Source organism: Streptomyces rubrogriseus, from assembly GCF_027947575.1.
GTDB classification, from domain to species: domain Bacteria; phylum Actinomycetota; class Actinomycetes; order Streptomycetales; family Streptomycetaceae; genus Streptomyces; species Streptomyces rubrogriseus.
Window position 1 is genome coordinate 6,283,448 of record NZ_CP116256.1, and the last position, 25,371, is coordinate 6,308,818.

The window sequence follows — 25,371 nt, forward strand, 5'->3', positions numbered from 1 at the left end:
GGCTCTCCCTGTGGTGGTGGGGTGGTACAGGGGTGAGGTGAACCGTGCGCGCGTGAGGGAGTCGAGCGCCCACAACGTAGAAGGTCTGGACCAATGCGTCAACCGTGCGCTCGGGGCTTGCCCGCGCACTGGTCCCGGTAGTCGAAGCTGTCCGAGATCCACTTCTTCCAGTCGGACTCGGACATGTTGTAGGTGATCCGCCGGCACAGGTCACCCGCCGGGTCCCGGAACGTGTGCCAGACCCGGGCCGCCTTGTCGGCCCCCAGGGAGATGAGACGGCTGCCGTCCCGGCTGAAGGCGACGGCCTCGACGGGACCGGTGTGGGCGGGGACGCGGGCGGAGATCTCCTTGGCTCCGTGGGGGTAGACGGCGACGGAGCCGTCTTCGCCCGCCGAGGCGAACCAGCGGCCGTCGGGACCGTAGGCGACCGATTGCACCGCCCCCCGGTGCACCCCGACTCCTACGAAGGCTTCGGCACCGTGCTCCAGCCGCCAGACCGTGCCGTCCGGGGTGCCGAGGATCAGAGTGCGCCCGTCCGGGCTGATCACCAGGGCGGTGACCCGGCCCTCGGCCTGGAAGGTCCGCACTTTTCCGGCCTCGGCGTCGGCGACGCCTCCCGTGTCGTCGCAGGCGTACGCGACCTGCATCCCGTCCTGGCTGACGGCGAGATGCCCCGCCGCGCACTTGATGTCGATCGAGGCGCTGGGCGTACCGGTGGCCTCGGCGTCGAGGTCTTCGAAGAGGAGCTTTCCCGCATGCGAGCCGACCACGATCTGCCGGCCGTAGGGCATGAAGGCCGCGCCGGCGACCGGACCGACGGAGGAGTCGAGGGTGACCGTGCGCGCCTCGGCCCCCTCCTCCCACAGCCGCAGAGCGTCGGGGCTCACGATCAGCAGGGAGGTGCCGTCGGGCGAGTAGGACAGGCTCAGGACACCCTGCGGGAGGTCCAGTGTCGCCACTTGGACGCCGGTCTCCGGGTCGAAGACGCGCACCCCTTCGCTGCCGCCGACCGCCACCTTCGACCCGCGGGGGGCGACGGCGAGGGCGTCCGGGGCGCTCGCGTCGTCGGGCCCGGTTGGCAGCAGGGCGTTCCGTGCGTCCCAGCGGCGCAGTGTCGCGTCCTCCCCGAGCGAGACCAGTTCGCTTCCGCCGCGCGAGAACGCGACGAAGTCGACGGGACCCGCGTGGCCGGTGAGCGGAAAACCGATCGGGGTCCCGGTCGCCGGGTTCCACTGGCGGATCGACCTGTCCGCCCCCGCCGTGGCGATGCGGGAGCCGCCGGAGGCGAAGGCGATGGCCCGGATCGCGCCCCGGTGACCGGTCATGGCCCGGCCCGCCGCCTCACCGGAGTCCGGGTCCCAGAGGCGCAGTCCGCCGTCTTCGGTACCGACGGCGAGGGCATCCCCGTCGGGCGCGAAGGCGATGTCGCCGATCACGTCGTGCGGGTACGGGATGACGACCTCGTCGGCGCCCTCCGCACCGACGTCTCGGACGTGGACCTCGGGCCCCCCGTTGTCGAGCGCGTCGAAGGCGAGCTTTCGGCCGTCGGGGCTGAAGACGACCCGGTCGCCCGTCACGCCCAGGGGTTCTCCGAGGCGCCTTCCGCTGACGGCGTCCCAGATCCGCAGGCCTCCCCCGGCCACGGCGACGGTCGTCCCGTCGGGACTGAGCGCCAGGGAAGTGGTGGTGCGGCGGTCCGTGGCGAATTCGCTGATCTTCTTCCCGGACGCCACGTCCCAGAGCACGACGGCCGTTTCGAAGGCCGCGGCAAGACGTTTCCCGTCACGCGAGAACGCGAGGGCGAGCGCCCTGGAATCCGTCATTTCCGCGGCTTCCAGGGCGGGCCCGGAAGGGCGGCCGGTGCGGGGACTCCAGAGCGTCGGCTGCTCCTTCCCTCCGAAGGCGACCCGCCCGCCGTCGACCGTCATGGCGGCCCGGCCGTCGGGACCGCTGTCGACTTCGGTGACCCGCAGCAGGTTGGGGCGGGAGTAGGCGGCGTCGAGCGCGGCGTCGTAGGCGGCGCCCTCCACCGACGGTCTCCCGGCGAGGGACCGTGCCGCCATCAGCCGTCCATAGGCTCTGACGTCGTAGCCCGTCTCGGCATTGGCCAACTCGACCTGCGCCCGCTGGATCGCGCTCATCACCGTGGCGTCACGGGCGTTCGCGTTCGCCCGGTCCCTTTCGGCCGTCGCGAACCAGTACTGGATCCCGAAGGCAACGGCCAGGATGAGGATCAGTGCCGTAGCCAGCGCACCCACGAGCAGCAGGGCCCGGTGCTCCTTGACCTCGGCGTTGTCCAGTGCGCGTTTCGTGGAACCGTGGATCGGAGCCGCCAGTGTCGCCACCGCGTCGCGGAAACCCGCGTGCCACAGGGAGAGGCGGTCCGCGTCACGGGACCAGGTGAGGTCCTGCCACAGCGGTTCCGCCTCGAAGTAGCCCGACAGACTCCGCGGCAGGGCATCGGTCACCGACCAGTCGAAGTCCCCCGCTTCGTCGTCCCACCTGATGGTCCCGTCGGTCAGCGCGATGAGGAAGGTGTCGCTCGTCCTGTCGCGCTGCCAGAACTCGATCTCCTTGGCCACCCACTTGGACTCCGCGGCGGCCGGTGAGGCGAGCAGCACGAAGAATCGCGCGTCGGCGAGCGCCCGCTCGATCGAGGCGCCGAGGGCGTGGGAGGCGGACAGATCCGTCTGGTCCCGGAAGACGTGCAGTGCCCGGGTGCGGTACCACTTCTTGGCGAGGCGGGTGAGCCCGCGCTGGATCGACGGGGCGAGCCGGGAGTCGGCTGCCCGGCTGTACGACACGAAGGCGTCGATCCGCGTGCCGTCGCCGCCGCCCATCCCTACGGGCGGGCCGTCCGCCCGGCGTCGCGCCGCAGGTCGCCGGACTCGTCGCGGGGGCCGGGCACCTGCCCGATCAGCGCGTCGGCCTCGCGGACGCCGGCCAGCCGCGCGAAGCCGGCCGCGTAGCCGTGGATGTTCCGCTGCACACGCTGGAGTTCGGCCCGGCAGGCCGCGTTGTCCGACCAGGTGGATTCCGAGTCGTCCGGATGGGCCAGTTCGAACTCGCGCAGCCGCGGGTGCCACTTGGACAGGAACGGCCTCAACTCACGGTTGAGCATGGTGATCGCCAGGTACTCCACCGTCTGGCCGCTGGGGACGACGGGAGAGGGGCGGGTCACCTTCAGCGTCTCCCGAGTCGTGGCGAACAGCCCGTACATCGAGGTGAGGGCCTCGCGGACGACGCCCTCGTCGTCGGCGAGGGGCTGAGTGGACACCCGCGTCACCGTTTCGACGAACATGTGCCAGGCGACCTGACGCGAGTCGTTGTTGACCGCGAAGGTGAGTTCGCTCAGTTGCGGGATGGTGACCTTCACCTCGGTCAGGCGCGCCGCCTTCCGGTACCACTCGCTGGCCAGCAGCGCCACCACGGCCGCCAGCGCCCCCGTGACGGCGAAGAGGCTGCGGCTGGTCACCCGGGTGAGGCTGTAGAGGACCAGACCGGCGATCCCGCCGGTGACCGAGGCCAGCAACAGGCGGAGTACCGCGCGGCGGACGACTCTGACCTCCCAGCGCGGTCGGACACCAGGCCGCACAGACAGCTTCCTCACCCGCCCCCCTCGAATGTCCGGACGGGGAGAAGATATCGCCCCGGAGCGGCCGGGCGAAGTCGAACACGGGATTCCGGCGTGATCACAGCGGACCCGACGTGTCGCGCCAACGCCCCCTCGTGTCCGAGTACTTGACGTGGGCCGGGTCCCGGGCTCCTCCGGGCCGCCGCCAGCTCGCTCCGTTCGGCGAGTCCGGCACGTTCGGCGCGGTCAGCCCGTCACCCACACACCCGCCCGCGCGGCGGTGCTCGCCGCGCGGGCCGCACGGTCGGCGTCGGCCTCGGTGAGGGGCCGGCCGGTGTTGAGCAGCGCGTAGTAGAGCGGAGCGGAGACGGCCGCCACGACTCCGTGCGGGTCGGTGCCGTCCGGGACCTCGCCCCGCGCGACGGCGTCCCGCACACAGCCGGCCCACTCGTCGACGCGTACGGCGTAGAAGCGGTGCAGGGCCTCGGCCGCCTGCTCGTTGCAGAGGGAGGCCGCGATCAGCGCCCGGAAGAGCCGCCCTTGGCGGGGGTCGTCGAGCGTCCTGACGACGAGGCGTGCGTTCGCCCGGAGGTCCTCCTCCAGGTCGCCCGTGTCGGCACGGGGCAGCGACTGGTCCGCCATGTCGGCCAGAAGGTCGGCGGCGAGCCCGCCCGGGGTCCCCCAGCGGCGGTAGACCGTCGTCTTGCCGACGCCCGCGCGGCGGGCGATCTCCCCCAGGTCGAGCGCGTCGAAGCCGTCGGCGGCGAGCGCGTCGCCGGCCGCCAGGAGGACGGCCTCACGGATACGTGCGGTGCGGCCTCCGGGGCGGAGGGTCCCTGGGGCGGCTGGGTCCGGCATCACGTCTCCCTCGTCTCTCTCACGGCGCGCTCACGACGCCAGACTCCCACCTTATCGGAACCACAGTTCCTTTACCGTCCGCCGCCGTGCTACCTTCCGAGCCGTAATGGAACTTCAGACCCATTAATGACTTCGAAGGGAACGCCATGTCCACCACCACCGCGGCCACCGCCGGGGCCACCGCCCGGGCAGGGGCCGATCCGCAGCGGCTCACCGGCCGGTCGAAACTGGTCCTCGCGGTCCTGCTGGTCGCCCAGTTCATGCTGGCCGTCGACTTCTCGATCCTGAACGTCGCGCTGCCCGCGATCGGCGACGGACTCGGTTTCGCCCTCTCCGACCTGCAGTGGATCGCCACCTCGTTCGCCCTGTCGGCCGCGGGCTTCACCCTCTTCCTCGGCCGCATCGGCGACCTGGTCGGACGCAAGAGGATCTTCATAGGCGGCATCGGCCTCCTGGGCCTCGCCTCCCTGCTCGGGGGCCTCACCACCAGCCCCGAGGTGCTGCTCGCCGCCCGGGTTGCCCAGGGCCTGGCCACCGCCGCCGCCACCCCTGCGGGTCTGTCCCTGCTGACGACGTCGTTCGCCGAGGGCCCCCTGCGGCAGAAGGCGCTCGGCATCAACGGCGCGCTGATGTCGGCCGGGTTCACCACCGGAGCGATCCTCGGCGGTGTCCTGACCGACCTGCTCTCCTGGCGCTGGGCCTTCCTCGTCAACGTGCCCGTGGCGCTCGCGGTGGTACTCGTCGCCCCGGCCGTCATCAAGGAGTCCAGGCCCGCCACCCGGGCCGGCCTCGACCTGCCCGGCGCGCTCACCGTCACCCTCGGCCTGCTCGGTCTCGTCTACGGCATGACCCGGGCCGGCGAGCACGGCTGGACCCACCCGCACGCGCTGGCCGGGCTGGCCGGGGGCGCACTCCTGCTCGCCGCGTTCGTCCTGATCGAGCGCACGGTGGCGGCCCCGCTGGTACCGCTCGGGACGCTGCGGCGCCGCAACGTGGCCTGGGGCAATGTGCTGGGCCTGCTCGCCTTCGCCACCGAGACCTCGCTGGTCTACCTGCTCACCCTGTATCTCCAGAAGACCCTGGGCTTCTCCGCCCTCGCGGCCGGTGTCTCCTTCGGCGTCCTCGGCGTGGGCACCGTCGTCGGCGGGCTGGTCGCCCCCAGGCTGCTCGCCAGGACGTCCACGCCGGCCGTGCTCGTCGTCGGCGGCATCGTCCAGGCGGTCTTCACCGCGGCCCTGCTCTTCCTCGGTACGACGACCGGGGCGTCCCTCGCCCTGCTGCTGCCCGCCACCTTCTTCGGCGGCGTCGGCAACATGCTGGTCATCGTCGGTTTCATGGTCACGGCCACCAGCGGACTGCCGGACGCCGAACAGGGCCTGGCCACCGGGCTGGCCTCGATGTCCCAGCAGGTCGGCATCACCATGGGCACGCCGGTCATGTCGGCCGTCGTCACCGCCGCCACCGCGGGCGCGGCCGGAGCCTCCGCCGTCCACCGGGGCGTCACGACGGCCATCGCCGTCAACGTGGCCCTGGTCCTCCTCGGCGTCGCCGCCGCCGCGCTCTTCCTGCGAGGCCGCGCCGCCCGGCCGTCCGGGTGACGCCTCGCGGGGCGTGCCGGCCGGTTTCCGGCCGAGTCGTCGTACGGGGATGTCACGGGCGGAGCGTCAGGGCCTGTCCGGCGGATCCTGCCGGACAGGCCCTGGTGCCGAGGAGGGCTCAGCGCTTGAGCGTGAAGGTGAAGTCGCCGGACGGCTTGCCGCTCAGCCGGACTGCTGCCGAAACGAGTCTGCCCTTACCGCGGGCCGGGTTCGCCGGCGCGGCCCCGGCCGCCCTGGTGGGGTGACCGGGGCCCTTCCGCTCGGGCAACGGCGCTGTGGAACCGAGCGGGGTCAGCGGGTGCCGAAGGACGGCAGCGTCAGGGCCGAGTGGGGCGGTCGGGGTTCGGGGGCGGGCATGGCGCTGAGGGCGCGCAGCCGGGCGTTGCGCTGTGCCAGGGCCTGGGCGGTGGTCGGGAAGAGGGTGGCGCCGCCCTCGCCGACCAGGTCCTGGTTCAGGGTCACGAAGTCACGGGTGGCGTGCTCGTACGCGGCGAAGCCCTCGGCGTGGTCCCGGTCGGCGAGGGACCCGGCGAGCATGTAGGCGCCGACGAGGGCGAGGCTGGTGCCCTGGCCGGTGAGGAACGAGGGCGCGTACGCGGCGTCGCCCAGCAGCGCGACCCTGCCCTCGGTCCAGCGCGGCATCCGGATCTGGCCGACCGCGTCGAAGAACACGTCGTCCGCGTCGTGGAGGGCGCCCAGGATGCCGGGGACCTCCCAGCCGGCGTCGGCGAAGACGTCGGCGAGCAGGGCTCGTTGGGCGTCCCGGTTGCCGAAGGCGTCGTAGGGCGGGTCGGGCTGGGCGAAGTTCAGGAAGGCGTGGACCTCCTCGTCGTCGCCCACGGCGTAGACGGCCGCCGCCCTGCCCGGGGTGTTCCACATCACCGTCTCGTGGGAGAGGCCGAGGGTGTTGGGCATGGTGAACACGGCGAAGCAGTAGCCGAGATGGCGGTGGAACCGCTCCTCGGGGCCGAACAGCGTCTCGCGGGTGCGCGAGTGCATGCCGTCCGCGCCGAAGACCAGGTCGAACCGGCGGGCGCCGCCGCCGTGGAAGGTGACGTCGACTCCGGGCCCGGACTGGTCGAGGGTGTCGATGGAGTCGTTGAAGAGGAACTCCACGTCGTCCCGGACCGCCGTGTACAGCGCGTCGGTCAGGTCGCCTCGGCGTATCTCCAGGTCCCGTCCGGTCACCCCGCCGGTGACGGCGTGCGGGTGGAGCGAGGTCACCTCCTCGCCGTCTCCGTCGAGGAAGGTGATCCGGCGCAGGTCGATGTGCGCGTCGCGCAGTCGCGGCAGGATTCCCATCCTTTCCACGACGTCGAGTGCGGTGCCGCGTACGTCGATGGGGTAGCCGCCGCTGCGGAGGGTCCCGGCCTTCTCCACCACGGTGACCTGGTATCCGTGGCGGTTGAGCCAGAAGGCCAGGGCGGGTCCGGCGATGCTGGCCCCGGAGATCAGGACGCTGCGCCTCGGTGCGGTGCGGGTCATGCTTTGACTCCTTTGCTCATGGTGCGGGTGACGAACAGGGCCGTCAGTACGACGACGCCGGCGATGACGAAGCCGGTGACGTAGGCCGATTCGGCCGCGACCTCCGACCCGGAGGGGGTTCCGGCGGTGAGGAGAGCGCCGCCGAGCTGGCCGCCGACGGCGGAGCCGAGCACGCGGCTCACCAGGATCAGGCTGGTGGCGATGCCGGTGTCGTTCGGGTCGACGGCGGTGGCGGTGCTGGTCATCATCGCCGTGACGCACAGGCCGTTGGCGAGCGCGATCAGCACCTTGCCGACGACGAGGTGCCAGACCTCGGTGTGCACGGCCGCGACGGCGAGCAGGCCGACGGCCATCATGACGACGCCGGTGTTGACCACGGCGCGCGAGCCGAAGCGCCGGTCCCCGAGCCCACCGAGCGGCCCGGCCAGCGTCGCGGCGATGGCGCCGGGCAGCAGGTAGAAGCCGATCTCGGTGGCGCTGGCCCGGAATCCGTAGCCGTCGCCGCGCTCGTCGAGTAGTTGCGGGACGAGGTAGACCGCCATCGTGGTGCCGAGGCAGATCACGAAGGTCAGTACGCACGCCTTCCATATCGCGGGCCGTGCCAGCATGTTCAGGTCGATCATCGGCGCAACCGCCCGCCGTTCGACCCGCACCCATCCGGTGACGAGGACGGCCAGCAGTACGACGAGGGCGACGAGCACGAGGGGCGCCGAGCCGGCTTCGGGCGCCAGCGCGAGGACGAGCATGAGGGTGACCAGCATGCCGCTCAGGAGCAGCAGGCCGGGCCAGTCGATCCCGGCGCCGTCCGACCGGCCCGGCGGATCGGCCGGCATCAGCCTGTTCACGAGCAGGGTGGACCCGACGACCGCGATCGTCGGCAGCGCGAACATCCAGTGCCGGGAGAGCTGTTCCGCCACCGGGCCGGCCGACAGCATGCCGACCATCGACCCGCCGACGAAGAGTCCGCTGACCACGCCGATGGCCACCTTGGACTCGCCGGCGGGCAGGTGTTTGCGGACCACGATGAACGACAGGGGCAGCGCGCCGATCATCGCGCCCTGCAACACCTGGCCGACCAGCAGCACGGGCAGGTTCGGCGCCAGGGCGGACACCGTGCCGCCGAGCGAGACCACCGCCATCAGGCGGATCAGGACCTTCTTCCCGCCGTAGCGGTCGCCGAACTTGCCCGCCAGCGGGGTGATGAGCGCGCCGGTGATGAGGAGGACGATGCTGAGCAGTGCTCCCTCGGACTGGCTCATGTCCAGTTCGCGTTCCAGGAGCGGGATCGTCGGTGACACCACCGACTCCAGGGCACCGGTGGACAGTGCCAGTATGCCGAGGGCGCCGACGGCGGCCTTCCCGATGGGGACCGGTGGAGCCAGGGTTGTGGTCATGAGCGTCCTTCCGTCATGGCCGCGGGAGGGCCGTTGATGGAGCGGTCGGAGGAGCCGCAGCGGGAGCGGTCGAAGGAGCCGCCGCGGAAGCGGTCGGAGGAGCGGTTGCGGGGGCTTCGGTCGTGGTCGGCGCCGCTCGGCTGCCGAGAGCCGTCACGGCCAGGACGACGCAGGCCGCCGCCGCCACCGCGAGGCCCTCGTGCACCTGGCACAGCAGCGCGCCGGCCGCCGCTCCGGCGACGATGAGCGCGACGGCGGCGGTCCGGCGCAGGGCGCCCCGGCCGCGGGCCGTGCCCAGTCGGGAGTCGGCCGCGAGGCCGGTCAGCGTGGAGGTCACGACGACCGTGGTGACGTCCTTGACGGCCAGGTGACGGGCGGTCGCCGCCTGCGCCCCCATGGCCAGGGCGAGTGACGACGCCATGCCCGCGCGGGCGCCGGAGGTGTCGGCGCCGACGACGGCCGGGCCGAGGGCGGTCGCGGTCAGGATCAGTCCGACGCCGCCCAGCAGCGCCGCGCACCGGCTGCTCCAGCCCGCAGCGGCGGTGCGCAGGACCCGCCCGGTCGTCGCCGCGCCGGCGAGGAAGGACGCGAGCGCCACGACCGGCCCGAGCACCGGCAGCCCCGTACCGCCGCCGGTGGCCGCCATGCCGAGGATGACCACGTTGCCCGTCATGTTGCCGGCGAACACCTGGTCGAGGCGCAGGTAGCCGACGGCGTCGACGACGCCGGTCGCGAAGGTGAGGGCGAGCATCAGACCGGGTTGCGTCACCCGACGCCGCGCGTTCATCGGCCGGCCGCGTAGCCCTGGGCGCCGCGCGGGTTCGCGGCCGCCCGGAGTACGCCGCTGTCCGGATCACGTGTGACGACGGACAGCCGGCCCTGGCTCCAGGGCCCGGAAACCGTCACCTGGTGGCCGCGTGCGCGCAGTTCCTCGACGACCGCGCCGCCCGCGCGCTCCTCGACCACCAGTCCCCCGGGCGTCCAGGTCCGCGGCCAGAAGGAACTCGGTACGGCGGTGGTGTGGAACGCGGGTGCGTCGATCGCCGCCTGCGGGTCCATGCCCAGCGCCAGCGTGCGTACCAGGTAGATCAGTTGCCACTGGTCCTGCTGGTCGCCGCCGGGTGTGCCGAGGGCGGCCACGGGGTTGCCGTCGCGGAGCAGCAGGGTCGGCGTCAGGGTCGTACGCGGCCGTCGGCCCGGTGCCAGGCGGGAGGGGGCGGCCGGGTCCAGCCAGGTCATCTGGAGCCGGGTGCCGAGCGCGAAGCCCAGTTCCGGCACGGCGGGCGAGGACTGGAGCCACCCTCCCGACGGTGTGGCGGAGACGATGTTCCCCCAGCGGTCGACGACGTCGATGTGGCAGGTGTCGCCGCGGGTCTCGCCGGTCTGCTGCACGGTGGGTTCGCCCACGCCGTCGGCCTGCTGGGCGTACCCCCGGGTGACGAGCGGCGGGGTGTACGGCGTGACGCCGATGTGGCCGGGCCGGAAGGCGGTGGAGGCGAGCGGCCGGATCAGACTCGCGCGCTCCTCGCTGTACCGGGGCGAGAGCAGCCGGCGCAGCACGGCCTCCGCCTCCGCCGGGTCGAGGTGGCCGTAGTACGCCTCCCGGTCGGCCATGGCCAGCTTCAGGGCCTCGGTGAGGGTGTGGACGCCCTCGGCGGTCGACGGGTCGAGCCGCGCGTCGTCGAAGTGGTCCAGCATGGTGAGGGCCTGCAACAGCACGGGTCCCTGGGACCACAGGCCCGCCTTGGCCACCGTGGTCCCCCGGAAGCGTGCGGTGACGGCGGGTTCCAGGGACGGGTGGAAGTCGGTGAAGTCGGCGGCGGTGATGACTCCGGCGTGGTCGCCGCCCGAGGAGTGCCGGTGCGGCACGGCCGCGAACCCGGCGACGGCCTCCGCCACGAACCCGGTGCGCCAGGCGCGCCGCGCGGCGCCGATCCGGGCGGTCCGCGTCCCGCCGGAGGCCGCCGTGCCCAGCCGGCGCAGGGTGCGGGCGTAGGCGGGGTTGACGAGAGTGGCGTACGGCGCGGGGACGCGGCCCTCGGGCATCCACAGCGCGTACGACGTCGGCCAGTGCGTGCGGAAGAGCTGCTCGACCGTGGTCAGGACGCGCGCCAACTGCGGTACGACCGGTACTCCGTGCTCCGCGTAGTCGATGGCGTAGGCCAGGACGTCGGCGAGTTCCCAGGTGCCGAGCTCGGCGAGCAGCCAGAGCCAGGAGTCGACGGCGCCCGGGACGGCGGCGGCGAGCGCTCCGGCGCCCGGGACGTGGTCGAGCCCCTCGGCCCGGAAGTGCTCGATCGTGGCTCCGCGCGGGGCGTGTCCCTGGCCCGCCAGCACCCGCGGCGCCGGGTCCGCGGCGGTCGCGAGCACGGCGACGAGGTCACCGCCGGGGCCGTTGAGGTGGGGTTCGGCGACGTGCAGCACGAAGGCACCGGCCACGGCGGCGTCGAAGGCGTTGCCGCCCCGCTCCAGTACGGACTGGGCGGTCGCGGTCGCCAGCCAGTGCGTCGACGCGCACATGCCGAAGGAGCCGCGGAGGGTGGGGCGGGTGGTGTGCGCGGGGGCGTCGGGCGGTGACGGTGGTCGACCGGCCATGTCAGTCACCTTCCATTCGGGTGGTGGGCGGCGTGGTGGGCCGCGTGGTGGGCGGCCAGGACGTCGCCGCCGAAGTCGGTTTCCGGGTCCCGCCACACGGCGTGCGCGTGGTTGACGCCGCGGTGGACGTTGGTCCACTCGATGAGCAGCCGGGGCCCCTGCAACCGGTAGTAGTGCGGCTCGCCCGGCGCGGTCGGACCGGCCCAGGCGAGGTGTACGGCGTCCAGTGCCGCGGGGTCGTCGTAGCGGGGCAGGGGCGACACCCCGTCCGGGACGCGGCCGAGATAGGCGCCGAGCAGTGCGCGCAGCAACTCCCGCTGCTCCGCGTCGAGTTCCGCGCCCGGGACGCCCTTGGGCGCCGGGGTGAGGGCCAGCGCCCGCCGTTCGTCGCCGTCGAGTCCGGTGGCCGGCTGCTCGGCACGGTCCGGGGTGTGGGTGCCGGGGCGCCAGAGTTCGCCGCGCCTGATCACGCGGTCGCCTACGCGGGCGCTGTTGCCCGCCACGATGTCGTTCGGGGCGCGGGGCAGCAGGACCGCACGGGCGGCGGCCTCGGGGCGCAGGGAACGGACCAGTTCGCGCGCCAGGTCCTCGGCCGTCCCCAGCGGGCGCAGCGTCGAGCCGCCCAGCAGGGGCGAGGCGGCGGGGTCGGCGCCCAGGAAGCAGGGGGTGGTGGCGGCGACGCGCCCGTCCACGACGAGGTTGTTGAGCGAGACGTGGTGGCCGCCGAACCGCCAGCCCCACGGCCGCGGCCCGCCGGGCTCGCCGAAGACGCGCAGGTAGTACATGCCGGGGTCGCGGGTCCGCTCCCGGCCCCAGTTCACCGAGAAGCCCTCGACGTGGTCGAGCACGTTCTCCAGGCCGAGCACGGTGGCGACGGTGACGAACCCGGCGTCGGACAGCCCGCTCGCGACCAGTCGCATGGCCAGGCGCTGCTGGGCCGGGCGCTGCTGGTGGAGGGTCAGGCCGCCGTGGTCCGTGGGCGTGTAGTACCAGCGGGTACGTTCGCCCTCGGCCTCGCCCGGGGCGCCCGGGGCCGGTGCCGGTCCGACCTCGGCCCCGCGCCGGTCGGCGTCCAGGGAGTCCAGCCAGGCCCGGGCGGCCTCGGCCATCCGGTCCGCGGCGTCGCGGGCGGCGTCAGCCATGACCGTTGACCCCGAGGAACTCGCGCACCCGGTGGGCGACGGTGTCCGCGAACTCCACCGCGATCCCGTGGCGTCCGCCCTCGATCGGGCACAGCTCGGCGTTCGGGATGCGTCGTTCCATCAGGAGGGCGCCCTCGTAGGGCGCCAGCCGGTCCTGCGTGCCGTGCACGATCAGGGTGGGTGCGGCGATGTCCCCGAGGCCGTGCCGTATCTCGTGCCGGCGGGCGGCGTCGTGGCGGCGCACGCTCTGCTCGGGGGTGCGGCGGGTGAGCGTCCCGGCCGGCCGGGCACGCTGCTCGGCCTGGCCCCGGGGCGTGAAGAAGAAGTCCGCGGCCGCCTGCTGCCGGTCCTCGTGGGACATCTCCAGGAGTTCGTCGATCGCCGCGCTGCCCATCGCGTAGCTCGGCGTGGTGGCGACCAGGACGAGGGACGCCACCCGTTCGGGGTGCCGGCGCGCGGCGTGCTGGGCGACGGCGCCGCCGAAGGAGGTGCCCAGCAGGTGCGCCCGAGCGAGCCCCAGGGCGTCGAGCAGGGCGACGAGGTCGTCGGCGAGGACCTCGGGCGTGTAGGGAACCGGCGGGTTCACGGTGATCCCGGAGTCGCGCTGGTCGTACGAGATCGCCCTGATCCCCGGGCCGAGCCCCGCGCGGAGCGTGGCGAACTGGGTGCGGTCGCTCTCCCCGCCGTGGACGAGCAGGAGGGGCACGCCGTCGCCGCTGTCGAGGAGCCCGACGTCGAGTTCACCCGCTCGTACGGTCTCCTGCCGGTGCTTGGTCATCACTGGCCTCCACTAGGTATAGCTGTCTTATTTGAGTTGCTTCTATCACTTCATGGGCCGCCTGAAGGAAGGCTCCGACGCGGGTGCGGCGGTGCCTTACGACGAGGTGCAGGGTGGGCGGGCGGCTACGCGCCGGGCGTCATACCGGGGAGCCGACGTGGGGTGATACCGGGGTAGGGGGTGGTGGGGCGGTCAGCCCGCCCGCACCCACCCGCGCAGCGCGCCGCAGTACGCCTCGGTCAGCCGGGCGATGACCTCACGGCGGGACAGGCCGGTCTCCCGCAGCAGGTCCTGGATCTCCCGGGGGTCGAAGATCATGTTGCTGAGGAACAGGGCGTGTTCGAGCATCCCGTCGGGCACGCCGATGTCGTCGAGCAGTCCGCGCACGGGCTCGCTCCAGGCGTCCCGCAGCGCGACGATGATCTCGTTGCCGTCGTGCAGCCGCTCCAGGTAGCCCCGGCGGGACCGCAGCTGCACCAGCGCCGGGCCGTGCTCGGCGAGCAGGTCCACCCACTTGTCCACGAGGGCGTCGAACAGGGGCCGCCCCTGCGCGGCGGAGGCGAGGCTGAAGTCGCGGAGCTGCTCGACGACGCTGAGCACATAGGCCGCCAGCACGTCGTCGACCGAGGAGTAGTAGCGGTACGCGGTGGCCGGACCGATCTCCGCACGGGACGCGACCGCCTGCATGGTGAGCCGGTCGGGCGCCTCCCGGGCCAGCTCACCGACGGCCTGGAGGAGGCGGCGGTGGTTGCGCCGGGTGTCGCTGCGCGGCTTGCGCCGCCCGAGCGGGGCGGCCTGCTGATCGGTCACGGGCGTCCTCCGCCTCACAGAAGTGCAGGCAAAGGGTATCGCCTTGGTGCGGCGGCCCCGGCCGAGGTGCCGGGCGGGGCCCTCAGGGGCGCGCCTCGCCGAAGTAGCGGACGAGCCGCTCCAGCCCGACCCACAGGTCGTCCTCGGAGGCCGCGAACGAGATCCGGAGGTGGCCCTCGCCCGAGGGCCCGTACTCGGCGCCGGCCCGGACGAGTACCTGGCGGGCGGCGAGTTCGCGCGCGACCACCTCCGAGGGCAGGCCCGAGTCGTAGCGCAGGAACCCGTAGAACGCCCCTTCCGGCGGCACCAGGTGCAGACCGGGCACGCCGGACAGCCGCCCGACGACCAGGTCGCGACGCTGCCGGTACCGGTCGGCCATGGCCTCGACGACGCCGTCCGGCAGGTCAAGGGCGGCCAGGGCCGCGTACTGGACCGCCGTGTTCAGCGAGCCGTTCCAGGTCCGGTGCACCTGGGCCGCCGCGTCCAGCACCTCACGCGGCCCGGCCAGGTACCCCACCCGCCAGCCGGTCATCGCGTACGTCTTGGAGAACGTCTGCACGTACACCGTCCGGTCGCGCAGCGAGTCGATCTCCAGCGCCGAGACCGGTTCGTGGCCCGGGTGGGTCAGCCGGTGGTACGCCTCGTCGCTGACGACCAGGGCGTCGGTGCCGTCGAGGAGCTTGCCGAGGGCCTCCAGTTCCTCCCTGCGGTGCACGATGCCGGTCGGGTTCGAGGGGTTCGAGAAGATCGTCATCGCGGCGCCGGGGAGCGCGGCGGCCAGTGCGTCGAGGTCCCAGTGCAGGTCCGGGGCGAGCGGGACGAAGTCCACGGTGCCGCCGGCGAGGACGACCAGGTCGGCGTAGAGCGAGTAGGCGGGCTCCGGGACGACCACCCGGTCGCCGGGGCCGATCGTCGCGAGCACCACCGCGGCCAGCGCGGCGGTGGCGCCGTGGGTGACCAGGACGTCGTCCGCGTCCCACGCCCGCCCGGGACGCTCCGGCAGTCCCGCCGCGAGCGCGGCGCGCAGCTCCCGCAGGCCCCTCTGGTCGGCGTAGTGGGTGTGCCCCTCGCGCAGGGCGGACACCGCGGCCTGGACCACCGTCGGCGGGGTCGGGAAGTCCGGCTCCCCCATGGCCAGGGAGACGGCCCCGGGCGGGGCCGGAGCGAGGGCCGGGCGGCGCGAGAGGCGGCGCAGTTCCGCGATCCGGGAGGCGGGCGAGGTGGCGGTCATCGGGCCACCGCCGCGCGGTCGGGGCGCGCGGCGAGGATGCGCCCGCGGAGCGCGTCCTCCTTCTCGGCGATCCCGTCGACCGCGGCCACCACCTCCGCCACCCGCCGCCGGGGAACGACCACGACGCCGTCGGCGTCACCGACGAGCACGTCACCCGGGGCCACCACCGTGCCGCCGACCGCCACCGGGCACCCGACGGCGCCGGGCCCGTCCTTGAAGGGCCCGGCGGGGGTGATCGCCCGGGCGTAGACGGCCAGGCCCATCGCGGACAGCGCCTGTACGTCACGGACCGCGCCGTCGACCACGGCGCCGGTGACACCCGTGTTCACCATGATCTCGCCGATGAGGTCGCCGACCAGCGCGCGGGTCGTGTCCCCGTGGCCGTTGACGACCAGGACGTCGCCCGGCCGGGCCTCGTCGAGCGCCCGGTGGACGGCGAGGTTGTCGCCCGAGCGCACGTCCACCGTGAGGGCGTTCCCCAGGAGGACGGCGTGGCCGGTGAGCAGCCGGATGCCGCCGTCCATGACGGTCATCCGCTCCAGCGCGTCGCCGACGTGGGCGGCCGGCACCGCCCCCAGCCGGCGCGTGTCGGCCGCGGCAGCGCGGTCCCAGCTCGGAGCGACGGACACGCCGTCCGTCGCCGCAGCAATGAACATGGTGGCACTCCATTCGCATGAGGCTGATACACCTCTTAAATGAGGTGACTCTCTCAGATAAGAGGGACCATAGCCGCCCCGACGCCCGGCCACAATGGCCGGCACCCTCAGGACCTGCTCACGGGGTGCGGATCACCAAGTACGTCCATTCCTGCGTCCGCCCGACGCCCGAGCCGTCCGGCCCCGTCCGTGCCCGCGGGGCCGGGCCGGGGGACCTACTGCTCGTCGGTGAACTTCGGGTCCTCGGCCTGGTTGTAGATCTCCCGGCCCGACGCGTCGTAGGCATGGACGTAGGGGCTCGGGCCCGTGTAGCGCGGGCCGGGGGGCGTGTCCGGCGAGAGCGCGGCCCCGTAGACGAACGCGCCGTCGGCCATGTCGGCCGGGTACTGCTTCGGGTCCTCCCCGTAGCTCACGGTGATCTTGGCGACGTCGGACGAGTAGTGCCCGGCGCCCAGGCTGAGGTACTTGCCCTCCCCGGCGGGCACCAGCATGGAGTCGAAGTACTCGACGATCCGGCCGGTGCCCCACAGGCGGTCGTTGATGAAGGTGGGCGGGGAGTCCTGGCTGGTGCCCTTGTCGCCCTTCGACTGGCACTGCACGTACTGGCCGGCGGAGTCGACGGCGACGACCACGCCGTCCCAGTCCTCGGTGGCGAGGGGCGTACGGACCGCGACGACGGCGTGGTACCGCGACGCGTCCGCCCCGAGGCAGGAGGAGAGGATCCGGGTGGCGGTACCGGCGTCGATCGGGGTCGTGGTCGCGTCGGTGACGGTGAAGTCGGCCTCGGGCGAGGTCCCGCCGGGCGAGGACGACGCGCTCGGACTCGGTGCCGGAGTGGAGTTGGCCGGGCCCGCGCCGTCGTGCGCGGGGTCGGCGGCACCCGGTCCGGCGCTCCCCGATCCGCCGAGGACGACCACGGCCGCGACGCTCACCGCCGTCACACCGGTGGCGACACCGAGCGGCACGCCCCACCTGATCGCCCATCTGCGCCGCGACGGGGCCCCGTTGTTCTCTGGACCGATCTTCATCAGTAGTTCCTCTCGGGTCCGCCGGTGGTTCGGCAGATCACGATCGGAAGGAGCCGCGGGAACGCCCTGCGGGTCGTTCATCGTGCGACCTCCTTCTCGTTGACGGGATTCCTGGAACGGAACGGCGGCGGGGCCTCGGCACCGGCGAGGTCGGCCCCGAGCCTGCGCCGGGCCCGGTGCAGTCGGGACTTCACGGTTCCCACCGCCACCTTCAGCACCGCCGCGGCCGCCTGCTGGTCGAGGCCCGACCAGACACACAGTTCGACGACCTCGCGTTCGTGCCGCGGCAGCCGGGCCAGCGCCCGGTGGATCTCCGACATACGGCGCTCGTCGTCGACCCGCCCGGCGACGCGGTCCGCGTGGTCGCCCACCGACTCCTCGTGCGAGACGAGCCGGTGCAGCAGCGCCTCGGCCCGTCTCAGCCGCCGCCGGGTGTTCGACAACTGGCCGTTGGCGATGCCCAGCAGCCACGGCAGCGCCGAGTCGCGGTCGAGCACCGTCTCCGACCGCCGCCGCCAGGCGTGCAGGAACACCGTGGACGTGAGGTCCTCGGCCTCGGACCAGTCGGCCGTCCGCCGGAAGAGATGGTTGTAGACGGCCTTCCCGTGACGGTCGAAGATCCGGCCGAAGGCCTCGCGATCGCCGTCGACGGCCCTCGCCCACAGCTCCCGGTCGGACACCCCGCCGACCGGTACGGCAGGACCGGCGTCGTTCAGTTCCATACCCTGTCCATGTCCGGCAGCCGGCCGAAGGTTCCCGCCGGAATCACCCGGGTGGACTCACTTCGGCACGGGTACGGCCAGCCTCCCTCCGGTACTTCGACCGGATTGGATGATCGAGGGCGCCCGTCCGCCGCTGCACGCGGCACCCGCACCGCCCGATCACGCCGCCACTGGAGGTTGCGCGCATGTTCCGTCCGTCGCGTGCGGCGCCGGCCCTCGCGCAGGGCGGTGCGGACCAGGACGACGGCACCGCGATCCGCACGCCCCCCACGCGTGTCGTCGCACTGGTGACGGTCGCGGCGACGGTGGTGACGGTCGTCCTGGGTGCGGTGACCGAGACCGCCGTGCTCCTGATCGGGCTGCTCGTGTTCCTCCCCGCGTTCGCCTCCGCGCTGTGCACCCCGCGCCAGACCACGCTCGTCTCCGCCTGGGTGAGCATCGTCGTCATCGTGCCCGTGGCGCTGTCCACGGAGCAGCTCGCCGACCGGGTGACCCTGGCCCTGTTCGCCCTCGGCTTCGGTGCGCTGGCCGTCTACGGATCCTGGCTGCGCATCACGCGCGAGGGCACGCTGGTGCGTCTGCGGTCGACCGCCGCCGCCATGCAGCGGCAGATCCTGCGTCCGCTGCCACTGCTCACCGACGACGTGCTCGTGGACGGCGTGTACGAGCCGGTGCAGCAGGACAAGCTCGTCGGGGGCGACATCTACGACGTGGCGGCCACTCCCTGGGGCACCCGGGTACTGATCGGTGACGTCCAGGGCAAGGGGCTCGCCGCCATCGGCATGGCGATCGACGTGGTCGGTGCCTTCCGTGAGGCCGCCCACCGCGAACCGACGGTCACCGCGCTCGTGGACTCGCTCGAGGCGGCGGTGGTCCGGCACAACGGCTACGCGGAACAGCGCGGTGAGCCGGAACGGTTCGTCACCGCCGTCGTCCTGGGGGTGGACACCGGCGCCGAGACCCAGCTGGTCACGTGCGGCCACATCCCGCCCTACCTGCTGCACGACGGGACCGTCACCGCCGTGGGCGGCGGGACGGAGCACGCGCCGCTGGGCCTGGCCGACCTCGTCGACGAGCCGCGCACGGTGTCCTGGTTCCCCTTCCCCGCCGGGGCGACGCTGCTGCTGTGCACCGACGGTCTCACCGAGGCCCGCTCCCCCGCCGGCGCCTTCTACCCGCTGGAGGCCCGCCTCGCCGGGCACGTCGACATCACCGCGGGCCGGCTCACCCACGCTCTCGTCGACGACGTCCACGCCTTCACGGAGGGACCGCAGCAGGACGACTTGGCGGTACTCGCCGTACGCCGCTCACCGCACCGCATGCGGTCACCGTCCGTCGGGAAGGTCAGCGCCGCAGGGTGAGGACTCCCGGCCGCCACGGCAGCGAATTGTAGTCCCCGCCCGCGTTCGGGGACTTGCCCTGGTAGAGGAACTGCAGGTTGCAGGGGTCGATGGTCATGGTCTGGTCGGGGTTGTCACGGACCAGGTCGCCGTGGCTGATGTCGTTGGTCCAGGTGGCGCCGCTGTTGGCCTTGCCCGCGAAGGGGTTGCCCTCACTGGCGGCCTGCGGGGTCCACGAGCCGCTCAGGCTGGAGGCCGTGAAGGAACGGAAGTAGCGCCCGTTCGCACCCATCGCCTCGACGATCATCAGGTACTGGTTCTGGCCCTGGACCTTGTAGACCTGTACGGCCTCGAACAGGTTGGCCTTCGTGTCGCTCATGATCGTCGTGTACGAGGAACCGAAGTTGCCCGGGAAGTTCCCGATCGGCATGCTCGCCCGGTAGATCTTGCCGTTGTCACCGGCGAAGAACAGGTACATGTTCTGGCCGTCGGCGATCAGGGTCTGGTCGATCGGGCCGGTGTCGGAGCCGGAGATGCTCCCGGTGAACAGCGGCTGCGGAGCGGACCAGCCGTTGGGGTCGGTGGGGTCGCTCGACGTGCGGTAGATGAACGGCCACGAACCCCACTGGTACGCCAGTACCCAGATGTTCTTGGGCGCGAAGTAGAACAGCGTGGGCGCCACCGCGGCCTGGTTCATCGCGTTCTGTCCGGCCGACGCCATGTCCGACCAGTTGGTGAAGGGGCTGAACACCATCGAGCCGTACGACGACCCCGACGAGGTCGACCCGTAGACCAGGTGCCTGCCGTTGTGCGTCACCGTGGTGAAGTCCTTCAGCGCGACCCACCCGCTCCTCGGCTGCGCGAGGACCCCCGTCGAGGACCACCGGTACGTCGACGGAAGCGCACACGTGCCGTCCGTCGGCGGCGTACCGGTCAGACCGGTCCACTTCTGGTTGCCGCCGCCGTTGCACGTCCAGAGCTGCACCGCCGTGCCGTTGGCCGTGCCGGCGCCCGCGGCCTCCAGGCACAGCCCGGACTCCACACCGACGACCGTGCCGTCGGAGTTCACCCGCCACTGCTGGTTCGCACCGCCGGAGCAGGACCAGATCTGCACCCGGGTACCGGGCGCGGTGGCGTGCCCCGGAACATCCAGGCACTTGTCGCCGTACACGGTGAGCTGGCTGGTGTCCGTCGACGTCCACTGCTGGTTGGTGCCGCCCCAGCAGTCGTACATCTGCAGGAGCGCGCCGTCGGTCCGGCTGCCGCCCAGCACGTCGAGACACCGGTTCGAACCGACACCGCGCAGGGCACCGCTGCCGGCCGCCTGGGCGGGGGCGGTGGCGACGAGCAGCGCCGCCAGCGCGGCCAGGGCCGCGACCACGGCGGCTAGCACCGCGGACGTGTGCCCGCGGCTGAGACTTCCTCTGTGCATGGGAACTCCCTCAACTTGGGTGGGTGGTTCCTTGCCGGGCAGGAGAGCGACACGGCATGTTCGTAATATCGAACGCCGATCGAAGGATCGAGCGCTCCGCATCATAGAGAACCGGTGAACGCCGTCAATACCTCTCGCATGTATCGCTGCCACCCCGAAACATTCACCAGGGGCGACGCACCCAATGCCGCACGTCACACGGCACTTCCTCAAGCGATGGCTCGAAACCCCGCAGATCAGGCCGGATTCACTCGACTTCGAAAGTTTCGAACGAGAACTGAAACTTTCTTAGCGCCAAGTATTGACCGAGCATCGTCAACACCTCAATCATTCCTGTCTGACTTCCCTGCGCTCCAGTCCTTCCGTGACCACTACTTTGGAGGCACAGTCATGGGCTCCTACGCCCTTCCCAGATCCGGTGTCCGCAGGAGCATTCGCGTCCTGCTGCTGGCACTGGTCGTCGGCGTCCTCGGCACGGCCACCGCACTGATCGCGCCGCCGGGGGCGCACGCCGCAGAGAGCACGCTGGGCGCCGCGGCGGCGCAGAGCGGCCGCTACTTCGGCACCGCCATCGCCTCGGGCAGGTTGAGCGACTCGACGTACACGTCGATCGCGGGCCGTGAGTTCAACATGGTGACGGCCGAGAACGAGATGAAGATCGACGCCACCGAACCGCAGCGGGGCCAGTTCAACTTCAGCTCCGCCGACCGCGTCTACAACTGGGCGGTGCAGAACGGCAAACAGGTGCGCGGCCACACCCTGGCCTGGCACTCCCAGCAGCCCGGCTGGATGCAGAGCCTCAGCGGCAGCGCGCTGCGCCAGGCGATGATCGACCACATCAACGGCGTGATGGCCCATTACAAGGGCAAGATCGTCCAGTGGGACGTCGTGAACGAGGCCTTCGCCGACGGCAGTTCGGGAGCCCGACGGGACTCCAACCTGCAACGCAGCGGCAACGACTGGATCGAGGTCGCCTTCCGCACCGCGCGCGCCGCCGACCCGTCCGCCAAGCTCTGCTACAACGACTACAACGTCGAGAACTGGACCTGGGCCAAGACCCAGGCCATGTACAACATGGTGCGGGACTTCAAGCAGCGCGGCGTGCCGATCGACTGCGTCGGCTTCCAGTCGCACTTCAACAGCGGCAGCCCCTACGACAGCAACTTCCGCACCACCCTGCAGAACTTCGCCGCCCTCGGCGTCGACGTGGCCATCACCGAACTCGACATCCAGGGCGCCCCGGCCTCCACCTACGCCAACGTGACCAACGACTGCCTGGCCGTCTCGCGCTGCCTCGGCATCACCGTCTGGGGTGTGCGCGACAGCGACTCCTGGCGATCGGAGCAGACGCCGTTGCTGTTCAACAACAACGGCAGCAAGAAGGCCGCCTACACCGCCGTCCTCGACGCACTCAACGGCGGCGACTCCTCGGAGCCCCCCGCGGACGGGGGACAGATCAAGGGCGTCGGTTCGGGCCGCTGCCTCGACGTGCCCGACGCCAGTACCTCCGACGGCACCCAGCTCCAGCTGTGGGACTGCCACAGCGGCACCAACCAGCAGTGGACCTACACCGACGCCGGAGAGCTAAGGGTCTACGGCGACAAGTGCCTGGACGCCGCCGGCACCGGGAACGGGACCAAGGTCCAGATCTACAGCTGCTGGGGCGGAGACAACCAGAAATGGCGCCTCGGCTCCGACGGGTCCGTCGTCGGCGTCCAGTCCGGCCTCTGCCTCGACGCCGTCGGCGGCGGCACCGCCAACGGAACCCTGATCCAGCTCTACTCCTGCTCGAACGGCGCCAACCAGCACTGGACCCGCACCTGACGGGACAGCGCCGACGATCCCCGGGTCGCCGACGCGGCCGCCGGTTCGTCGGCGCTCGTCGGCGCTCGTCGGCGCTCGTCGGCGCTCGTCGGCGCTCGTCGGCGCTCAACGACTCGTCGTCGTCATTCGTATCGCAGGCGCAGTGACTCCCGTTCGGCCTCCTCGATCTGGTCCAGAGTCAGGCCGGGCAGGTTCAGCTGCGCCAGGGTCACCTCGGCGCTGGTCGGCTGGGCGTCGGCGGACGGCCAGCGTTCCGGTCGCCAGGCGTCGGCGCGCAGCAGTGACTTCGGACAGTGCGGATAGACCTGCTCGACCTGCACCACCAGCGCGGTGACCGGCGGCTTTCCGACCGGAGTGAGCCGGGCGAGCAGCTCCGGGCGGGCCGAAACGCAGGCGCGTCCGTTGACCCGCAGCGTGGTCGGACGCCCGGGGACGAGGAAGAGCAGCCCCAGGCGTCCGGTCTCCAGCACGTTGCGCAGGGTGTCGAGCCGTTTGTTGCCGGTCGCGTCCGGGATCACCAGGGTCTGCTCGTCCAGCACCGAGACGAACCCGGCCGGGCCGCCACGTGGCGTCACGTCGGCCCGGCCCTCGCGGTCCGCGCTGCCGATGAACACCAGTGAGGAACAGCCGATCAGCGCCCGGGCCTCCTCGGTCAGGCGGTCGGTCTCCTTGCGCAGCGCGTTCGGGTTCGGCTGCGGGTAGAGCTCACGCAGCTGGTCCGGGCCGGTGAGGGCGTCCGCCCGGAGGAGGTCGAAGAGCGAGCCGGCCGCATCGTCGTCCGGGCGGTCTTCGACGGCACGCGCGATGAGGTCGTGGATCAGGTATTCCCCTGGTCCGCGGTTCTCCTTGAGTCGGTCGAGATCGCCGGGGCCGAACCAGTCGTAGGCGGAGTGCTTGGACCATTCCAGCCTCGGGTGGTCCAGGTCGCCGTCCACCTCGACCAGGTAGTCGGCCTCGTGACGCAGGCCGCCGCCGTCGTCCCCCGTCCAGGTCGTGGTGCCGAGGAACCGTCGCACGTGGGTCAGGCGCCAGCCGGTCTCCTCCTCGACTTCACGTGCGAGTGCCTCCAGAAGCGTTTCGCCCTCCTCGACATGACCGCCCACGATGTCCCAGGCCCCGGGGAACAGGCGGCGGTCCCGGCTCCGCTTCTGAGCGAAGGCATGACCCTCCCGATTGAGGATGACCGCGCCGACGGTCCAGACCTCGTCCGCACCGGGGCTGGGCACCTCGACATCATCGTTGACCGTGAACGACCGTTCGTGAGCGAGCATGACCGATAGCGTAGAGCCGCGACGGACGGCAGCACCCGATCCACGAACCGGCGACTGGGGAACGACACCATGAGATGGGACAACCACCGCGTCGTCGTCACGGCCGCCGGCCGGGACTTCGGACGAACCCTGGCCATCCGCCTCGCGGACCTCGGCGCCGAGGTCTTCCTCTCGGCACGCCGACTCGCCGCCGCCCAACGGGTCCGCGACGAGATCCGCGACCGCGGACACCGGCGGGTGCACGCCTTCGCCTGCGACCTGACCGACCCCGCCTCGATCCGCGGCTTCGCCTCCGGCGTCGCGGAACGCACCGACCGCGTCGACGTACTCGTCAACAACGGCTCCCGCTACCTCACGGGGCCGGACCTGCTGTCGGCAACCGACGCCGACGTCGTCGACACCATCGCCTCCGGCGCCACCGGCACGGTCCTGACCACGAGGGCCTTCCTCCCCCTCCTGCTCAACTCGGACACGCCCGACGTCGTGACGATGGTCTCCGCCTGCGGAGCACCGGGCCACCACCGCTCGGACGCGCACGACGCCTTCTACGCGGCCAAGAGCGCCCAGGCGGGGTTCACCGAGATCCTCTCCAAGCGCCTGCGCTCCCAAGGAGTCCGGGTGATCTCGCTCTACCCGCCCGACTTCGACAACCCCGACCCGCTCTCCGAGGAGTGGGAGACCACTTCGCGCGGAGCCGAGGACGCCCTCACCGCGCAGTCGCTCGTGGAGTGCATCCTCTTCGCCGTCGCCCAGCCTCGCGACTGCTTCATCAAGGCGTTCCACTTCGAACAGGTCTGACCGACCTTCGCGAGCGGGGGCGCCGGGTGCCGAGTTGACCCTCCCCCTACGTCGGGCTCGAAGCTGTGGGCCGACGAAGGGGCAGGTGGATGAGCTACTCCGTGGGACAGGTCTCGGCCTTCGCCGGGGTGACGGTGCGAACGCTGCATCACTACGACAAGGCGGGGCTGCTTTCGCCCAGCGACCGCAGCCACGCCGGATACCGGCTCTACGGCGAGGCCGACCTGGTCCGTCTCCAGCAGATCCTCTTCTACCGGGAACTCGGCTTCCCTCTCGACGAGATCGCCGCGATCTTCAAGGATCCGCAGGTGAACCCGCTGGAGCGGCTCCGGGCCCGGCAGCGGCAGCGGCAGCTGAACGAGGAGATCGACCGGCTGCGGCGGCCGGCCGAGGTGGCCGAGCGGGCCATCGAGGTCCAGAAGACCGGGGTGTCCCTGACTCCCGAGGAGCGCTTCGAGGTGTTCGGCGAGGTGACCTTCGACCTGAGTTACGCCACCGAGGCAGAGCTGAGGTGGGCGCACTCGGAGGGACGGCGCGAGGCGATGTCGCGCGCGGACGCCCACACCAAGGAGGACTGGCGCCGGCTCATGGGCGAGCCCGCCGCCTGGCGCGCGGAACTGCTCGCCGCCTTCGACGAAGGGGAGCCGAGCCGCGGCGGGCGGGCCATGGACCTCGCGGAGGAACACCGCCTGCACATCGCACGCTGGTTCACCTCCTGCCCGCCCGCCATGCACCGGCGCATCGCCGACGACTTCGCCGCCGCCCCGCGCGCCTTCGCGCTGGTCGTACCCCCGCCGCAGCAACGCCCGGGCCTGGCCGCCTATCTGGGCGCCGA

The 25,371-nt window shown here is 72.2% G+C and carries 20 protein-coding genes and 2 pseudogenes; 5 read left to right on the forward strand and 17 right to left on the reverse strand.

Annotated elements, in window-relative coordinates:
• Positions 1–98: 98 nt before the first annotated feature.
• The 3 genes from Sru02f_RS28305 to Sru02f_RS28315 all read right to left on the reverse strand — a co-directional run bounded on the left by Sru02f_RS28305 (position 99) and on the right by Sru02f_RS28315 (position 4,432).
• Positions 99–2,840, reverse strand: coding sequence for a TIR domain-containing protein (locus Sru02f_RS28305; protein WP_109029823.1), 2,742 nt, complete (start codon positions 2,838–2,840; stop codon positions 99–101).
• A gap of 2 nt (positions 2,841–2,842) precedes the next feature.
• Positions 2,843–3,610 carry a hypothetical protein gene (locus Sru02f_RS28310; protein ID WP_167469329.1) on the reverse strand — a complete coding sequence of 256 codons (768 nt, stop codon included), beginning with the start codon at positions 3,608–3,610 and terminating at the stop codon, positions 2,843–2,845.
• A gap of 210 nt (positions 3,611–3,820) precedes the next feature.
• On the reverse strand, positions 3,821–4,432 hold the full coding sequence (locus Sru02f_RS28315; protein ID WP_109029825.1) for a TetR/AcrR family transcriptional regulator: 612 nt from the start codon (positions 4,430–4,432) through the stop codon (positions 3,821–3,823).
• 146 nt (positions 4,433–4,578) lie between these two features.
• Between Sru02f_RS28315 and Sru02f_RS28320 the strand changes: the two genes are divergently transcribed.
• A complete protein-coding gene (locus Sru02f_RS28320) occupies positions 4,579–6,030 on the forward strand; it encodes an MFS transporter (RefSeq protein WP_109029826.1) in 1,452 nt (483 codons plus the stop codon).
• Positions 6,031–6,321: 291 nt separating this feature from the next.
• Here the strand turns inward: Sru02f_RS28320 and Sru02f_RS28325 are convergent, their stop codons facing one another.
• The 11 genes from Sru02f_RS28325 to Sru02f_RS28375 form a co-directional block, all read right to left on the reverse strand.
• Positions 6,322–7,515 carry an FAD-dependent monooxygenase gene (locus Sru02f_RS28325; protein ID WP_109029827.1) on the reverse strand — a complete coding sequence of 398 codons (1,194 nt, stop codon included), beginning with the start codon at positions 7,513–7,515 and terminating at the stop codon, positions 6,322–6,324.
• Positions 7,512–8,909 carry an MFS transporter gene (locus tag Sru02f_RS28330; protein ID WP_109029828.1) on the reverse strand — a complete coding sequence of 466 codons (1,398 nt, stop codon included), beginning with the start codon at positions 8,907–8,909 and terminating at the stop codon, positions 7,512–7,514. Before Sru02f_RS28330 ends, Sru02f_RS28325 begins: the two co-directional genes overlap by 4 nt.
• A gap of 13 nt (positions 8,910–8,922) precedes the next feature.
• Positions 8,923–9,696 (reverse strand): YoaK family protein, encoded by a 774-nt coding sequence (locus Sru02f_RS28335; protein WP_109029829.1) that lies wholly within the window; start codon positions 9,694–9,696, stop codon positions 8,923–8,925.
• Positions 9,693–11,504 (reverse strand): gamma-glutamyltransferase family protein, encoded by a 1,812-nt coding sequence (locus Sru02f_RS28340; protein WP_164278516.1) that lies wholly within the window; start codon positions 11,502–11,504, stop codon positions 9,693–9,695. Before Sru02f_RS28340 ends, Sru02f_RS28335 begins: the two co-directional genes overlap by 4 nt.
• 5 nt (positions 11,505–11,509) lie before the next feature.
• Positions 11,510–12,646 (reverse strand): DUF3500 domain-containing protein, encoded by a 1,137-nt coding sequence (locus Sru02f_RS28345; protein WP_109029831.1) that lies wholly within the window; start codon positions 12,644–12,646, stop codon positions 11,510–11,512.
• Entirely contained in the window at positions 12,639–13,424 is a 786-nt protein-coding gene (locus Sru02f_RS28350; protein WP_109029832.1) for an alpha/beta fold hydrolase, read from the reverse strand. Before Sru02f_RS28350 ends, Sru02f_RS28345 begins: the two co-directional genes overlap by 8 nt.
• Positions 13,425–13,616: 192 nt before the next feature.
• On the reverse strand, positions 13,617–14,234 hold the full coding sequence (locus tag Sru02f_RS28355) for a TetR/AcrR family transcriptional regulator (protein WP_109029833.1): 618 nt from the start codon (positions 14,232–14,234) through the stop codon (positions 13,617–13,619).
• A gap of 82 nt (positions 14,235–14,316) precedes the next feature.
• Positions 14,317–15,465: a pyridoxal phosphate-dependent aminotransferase gene (locus Sru02f_RS28360; RefSeq protein WP_109029834.1), complete on the reverse strand. Its 1,149-nt coding sequence runs from the start codon at positions 15,463–15,465 to the stop codon at positions 14,317–14,319.
• The gene (locus Sru02f_RS28365) at positions 15,462–16,121 is read right to left on the reverse strand and encodes an RraA family protein (protein WP_109029835.1); all 660 of its coding nucleotides are present in this window, start codon (positions 16,119–16,121) and stop codon (positions 15,462–15,464) included. The genes Sru02f_RS28360 and Sru02f_RS28365 overlap by 4 nt, the downstream gene beginning before the upstream one ends.
• Positions 16,122–16,336: 215 nt before the next feature.
• Positions 16,337–17,149: a hypothetical protein gene (locus Sru02f_RS28370; RefSeq protein WP_167469331.1), complete on the reverse strand. Its 813-nt coding sequence runs from the start codon at positions 17,147–17,149 to the stop codon at positions 16,337–16,339.
• A 77-nt stretch (positions 17,150–17,226) separates the two neighbouring features.
• Positions 17,227–17,871, reverse strand: coding sequence for an RNA polymerase sigma factor (locus tag Sru02f_RS28375; RefSeq protein WP_164277449.1), 645 nt, complete (start codon positions 17,869–17,871; stop codon positions 17,227–17,229).
• Positions 17,872–18,056: 185 nt separating this feature from the next.
• On the opposite strand from Sru02f_RS28375, the gene Sru02f_RS28380 reads away from it, so the two are divergent.
• Positions 18,057–19,232 (forward strand): PP2C family protein-serine/threonine phosphatase, encoded by a 1,176-nt coding sequence (locus Sru02f_RS28380; protein ID WP_109029837.1) that lies wholly within the window; start codon positions 18,057–18,059, stop codon positions 19,230–19,232.
• On the opposite strand, the gene Sru02f_RS28385 is transcribed toward Sru02f_RS28380, so the two are convergent.
• A complete protein-coding gene (locus tag Sru02f_RS28385) occupies positions 19,216–20,643 on the reverse strand; it encodes a non-reducing end alpha-L-arabinofuranosidase family hydrolase (protein WP_109029838.1) in 1,428 nt (475 codons plus the stop codon). The two genes, Sru02f_RS28380 and Sru02f_RS28385, sit on opposite strands and share 17 nt — an antisense overlap.
• A gap of 390 nt (positions 20,644–21,033) precedes the next feature.
• On the opposite strand from Sru02f_RS28385, the gene Sru02f_RS28390 reads away from it, so the two are divergent.
• On the forward strand, positions 21,034–22,467 hold the full coding sequence (locus Sru02f_RS28390) for an endo-1,4-beta-xylanase (protein WP_109029839.1): 1,434 nt from the start codon (positions 21,034–21,036) through the stop codon (positions 22,465–22,467).
• A gap of 122 nt (positions 22,468–22,589) precedes the next feature.
• Here the strand turns inward: Sru02f_RS28390 and Sru02f_RS28395 are convergent, their stop codons facing one another.
• A complete protein-coding gene (locus Sru02f_RS28395) occupies positions 22,590–23,288 on the reverse strand; it encodes an MSMEG_1061 family FMN-dependent PPOX-type flavoprotein (protein ID WP_244941752.1) in 699 nt (232 codons plus the stop codon).
• A gap of 27 nt (positions 23,289–23,315) precedes the next feature.
• Positions 23,316–23,738: pseudogene (locus tag Sru02f_RS28400) on the reverse strand (NUDIX hydrolase); the annotation flags it as partial.
• Between the two features lie 69 nt (positions 23,739–23,807).
• Here Sru02f_RS28400 and Sru02f_RS28405 point away from each other — a divergent pair.
• A complete protein-coding gene (locus Sru02f_RS28405; RefSeq protein ID WP_109029840.1) occupies positions 23,808–24,536 on the forward strand; it encodes an SDR family oxidoreductase in 729 nt (242 codons plus the stop codon).
• A gap of 89 nt (positions 24,537–24,625) precedes the next feature.
• Positions 24,626–25,363, forward strand: a pseudogene (locus Sru02f_RS28410) (MerR family transcriptional regulator); the annotation flags it as partial.
• Positions 25,364–25,371: the final 8 nt, after the last annotated feature.

Bases quoted from the DNA above. Each gene is read 5' to 3' on its own strand.
- Sru02f_RS28305 (WP_109029823.1), bottom strand. From the start codon at position 2,840: ATGGGCGGCGGCGACGGCACGCGGATCGACGCCTTCGTGTCGTACAGC.
- Sru02f_RS28315 (WP_109029825.1), bottom strand. From the start codon at position 4,432: ATGCCGGACCCAGCCGCCCCAGGGACCCTCCGCCCCGGAGGCCGCACC.
- Sru02f_RS28320 (WP_109029826.1), top strand. From the start codon at position 4,579: ATGTCCACCACCACCGCGGCCACCGCCGGGGCCACCGCCCGGGCAGGG.
- Sru02f_RS28325 (WP_109029827.1), bottom strand. From the start codon at position 7,515: ATGACCCGCACCGCACCGAGGCGCAGCGTCCTGATCTCCGGGGCCAGC.
- Sru02f_RS28330 (WP_109029828.1), bottom strand. From the start codon at position 8,909: ATGACCACAACCCTGGCTCCACCGGTCCCCATCGGGAAGGCCGCCGTC.
- Sru02f_RS28335 (WP_109029829.1), bottom strand. From the start codon at position 9,696: ATGAACGCGCGGCGTCGGGTGACGCAACCCGGTCTGATGCTCGCCCTC.
- Sru02f_RS28340 (WP_164278516.1), bottom strand. From the start codon at position 11,504: ATGGCCGGTCGACCACCGTCACCGCCCGACGCCCCCGCGCACACCACC.
- Sru02f_RS28345 (WP_109029831.1), bottom strand. From the start codon at position 12,646: ATGGCTGACGCCGCCCGCGACGCCGCGGACCGGATGGCCGAGGCCGCC.
- Sru02f_RS28350 (WP_109029832.1), bottom strand. From the start codon at position 13,424: ATGACCAAGCACCGGCAGGAGACCGTACGAGCGGGTGAACTCGACGTC.
- Sru02f_RS28360 (WP_109029834.1), bottom strand. From the start codon at position 15,465: ATGACCGCCACCTCGCCCGCCTCCCGGATCGCGGAACTGCGCCGCCTC.
- Sru02f_RS28365 (WP_109029835.1), bottom strand. From the start codon at position 16,121: ATGTTCATTGCTGCGGCGACGGACGGCGTGTCCGTCGCTCCGAGCTGG.
- Sru02f_RS28370 (WP_167469331.1), bottom strand. From the start codon at position 17,149: ATGAAGATCGGTCCAGAGAACAACGGGGCCCCGTCGCGGCGCAGATGG.
- Sru02f_RS28375 (WP_164277449.1), bottom strand. From the start codon at position 17,871: ATGGAACTGAACGACGCCGGTCCTGCCGTACCGGTCGGCGGGGTGTCC.
- Sru02f_RS28380 (WP_109029837.1), top strand. From the start codon at position 18,057: ATGTTCCGTCCGTCGCGTGCGGCGCCGGCCCTCGCGCAGGGCGGTGCG.
- Sru02f_RS28385 (WP_109029838.1), bottom strand. From the start codon at position 20,643: ATGCACAGAGGAAGTCTCAGCCGCGGGCACACGTCCGCGGTGCTAGCC.
- Sru02f_RS28390 (WP_109029839.1), top strand. From the start codon at position 21,034: ATGGGCTCCTACGCCCTTCCCAGATCCGGTGTCCGCAGGAGCATTCGC.
- Sru02f_RS28405 (WP_109029840.1), top strand. From the start codon at position 23,808: ATGAGATGGGACAACCACCGCGTCGTCGTCACGGCCGCCGGCCGGGAC.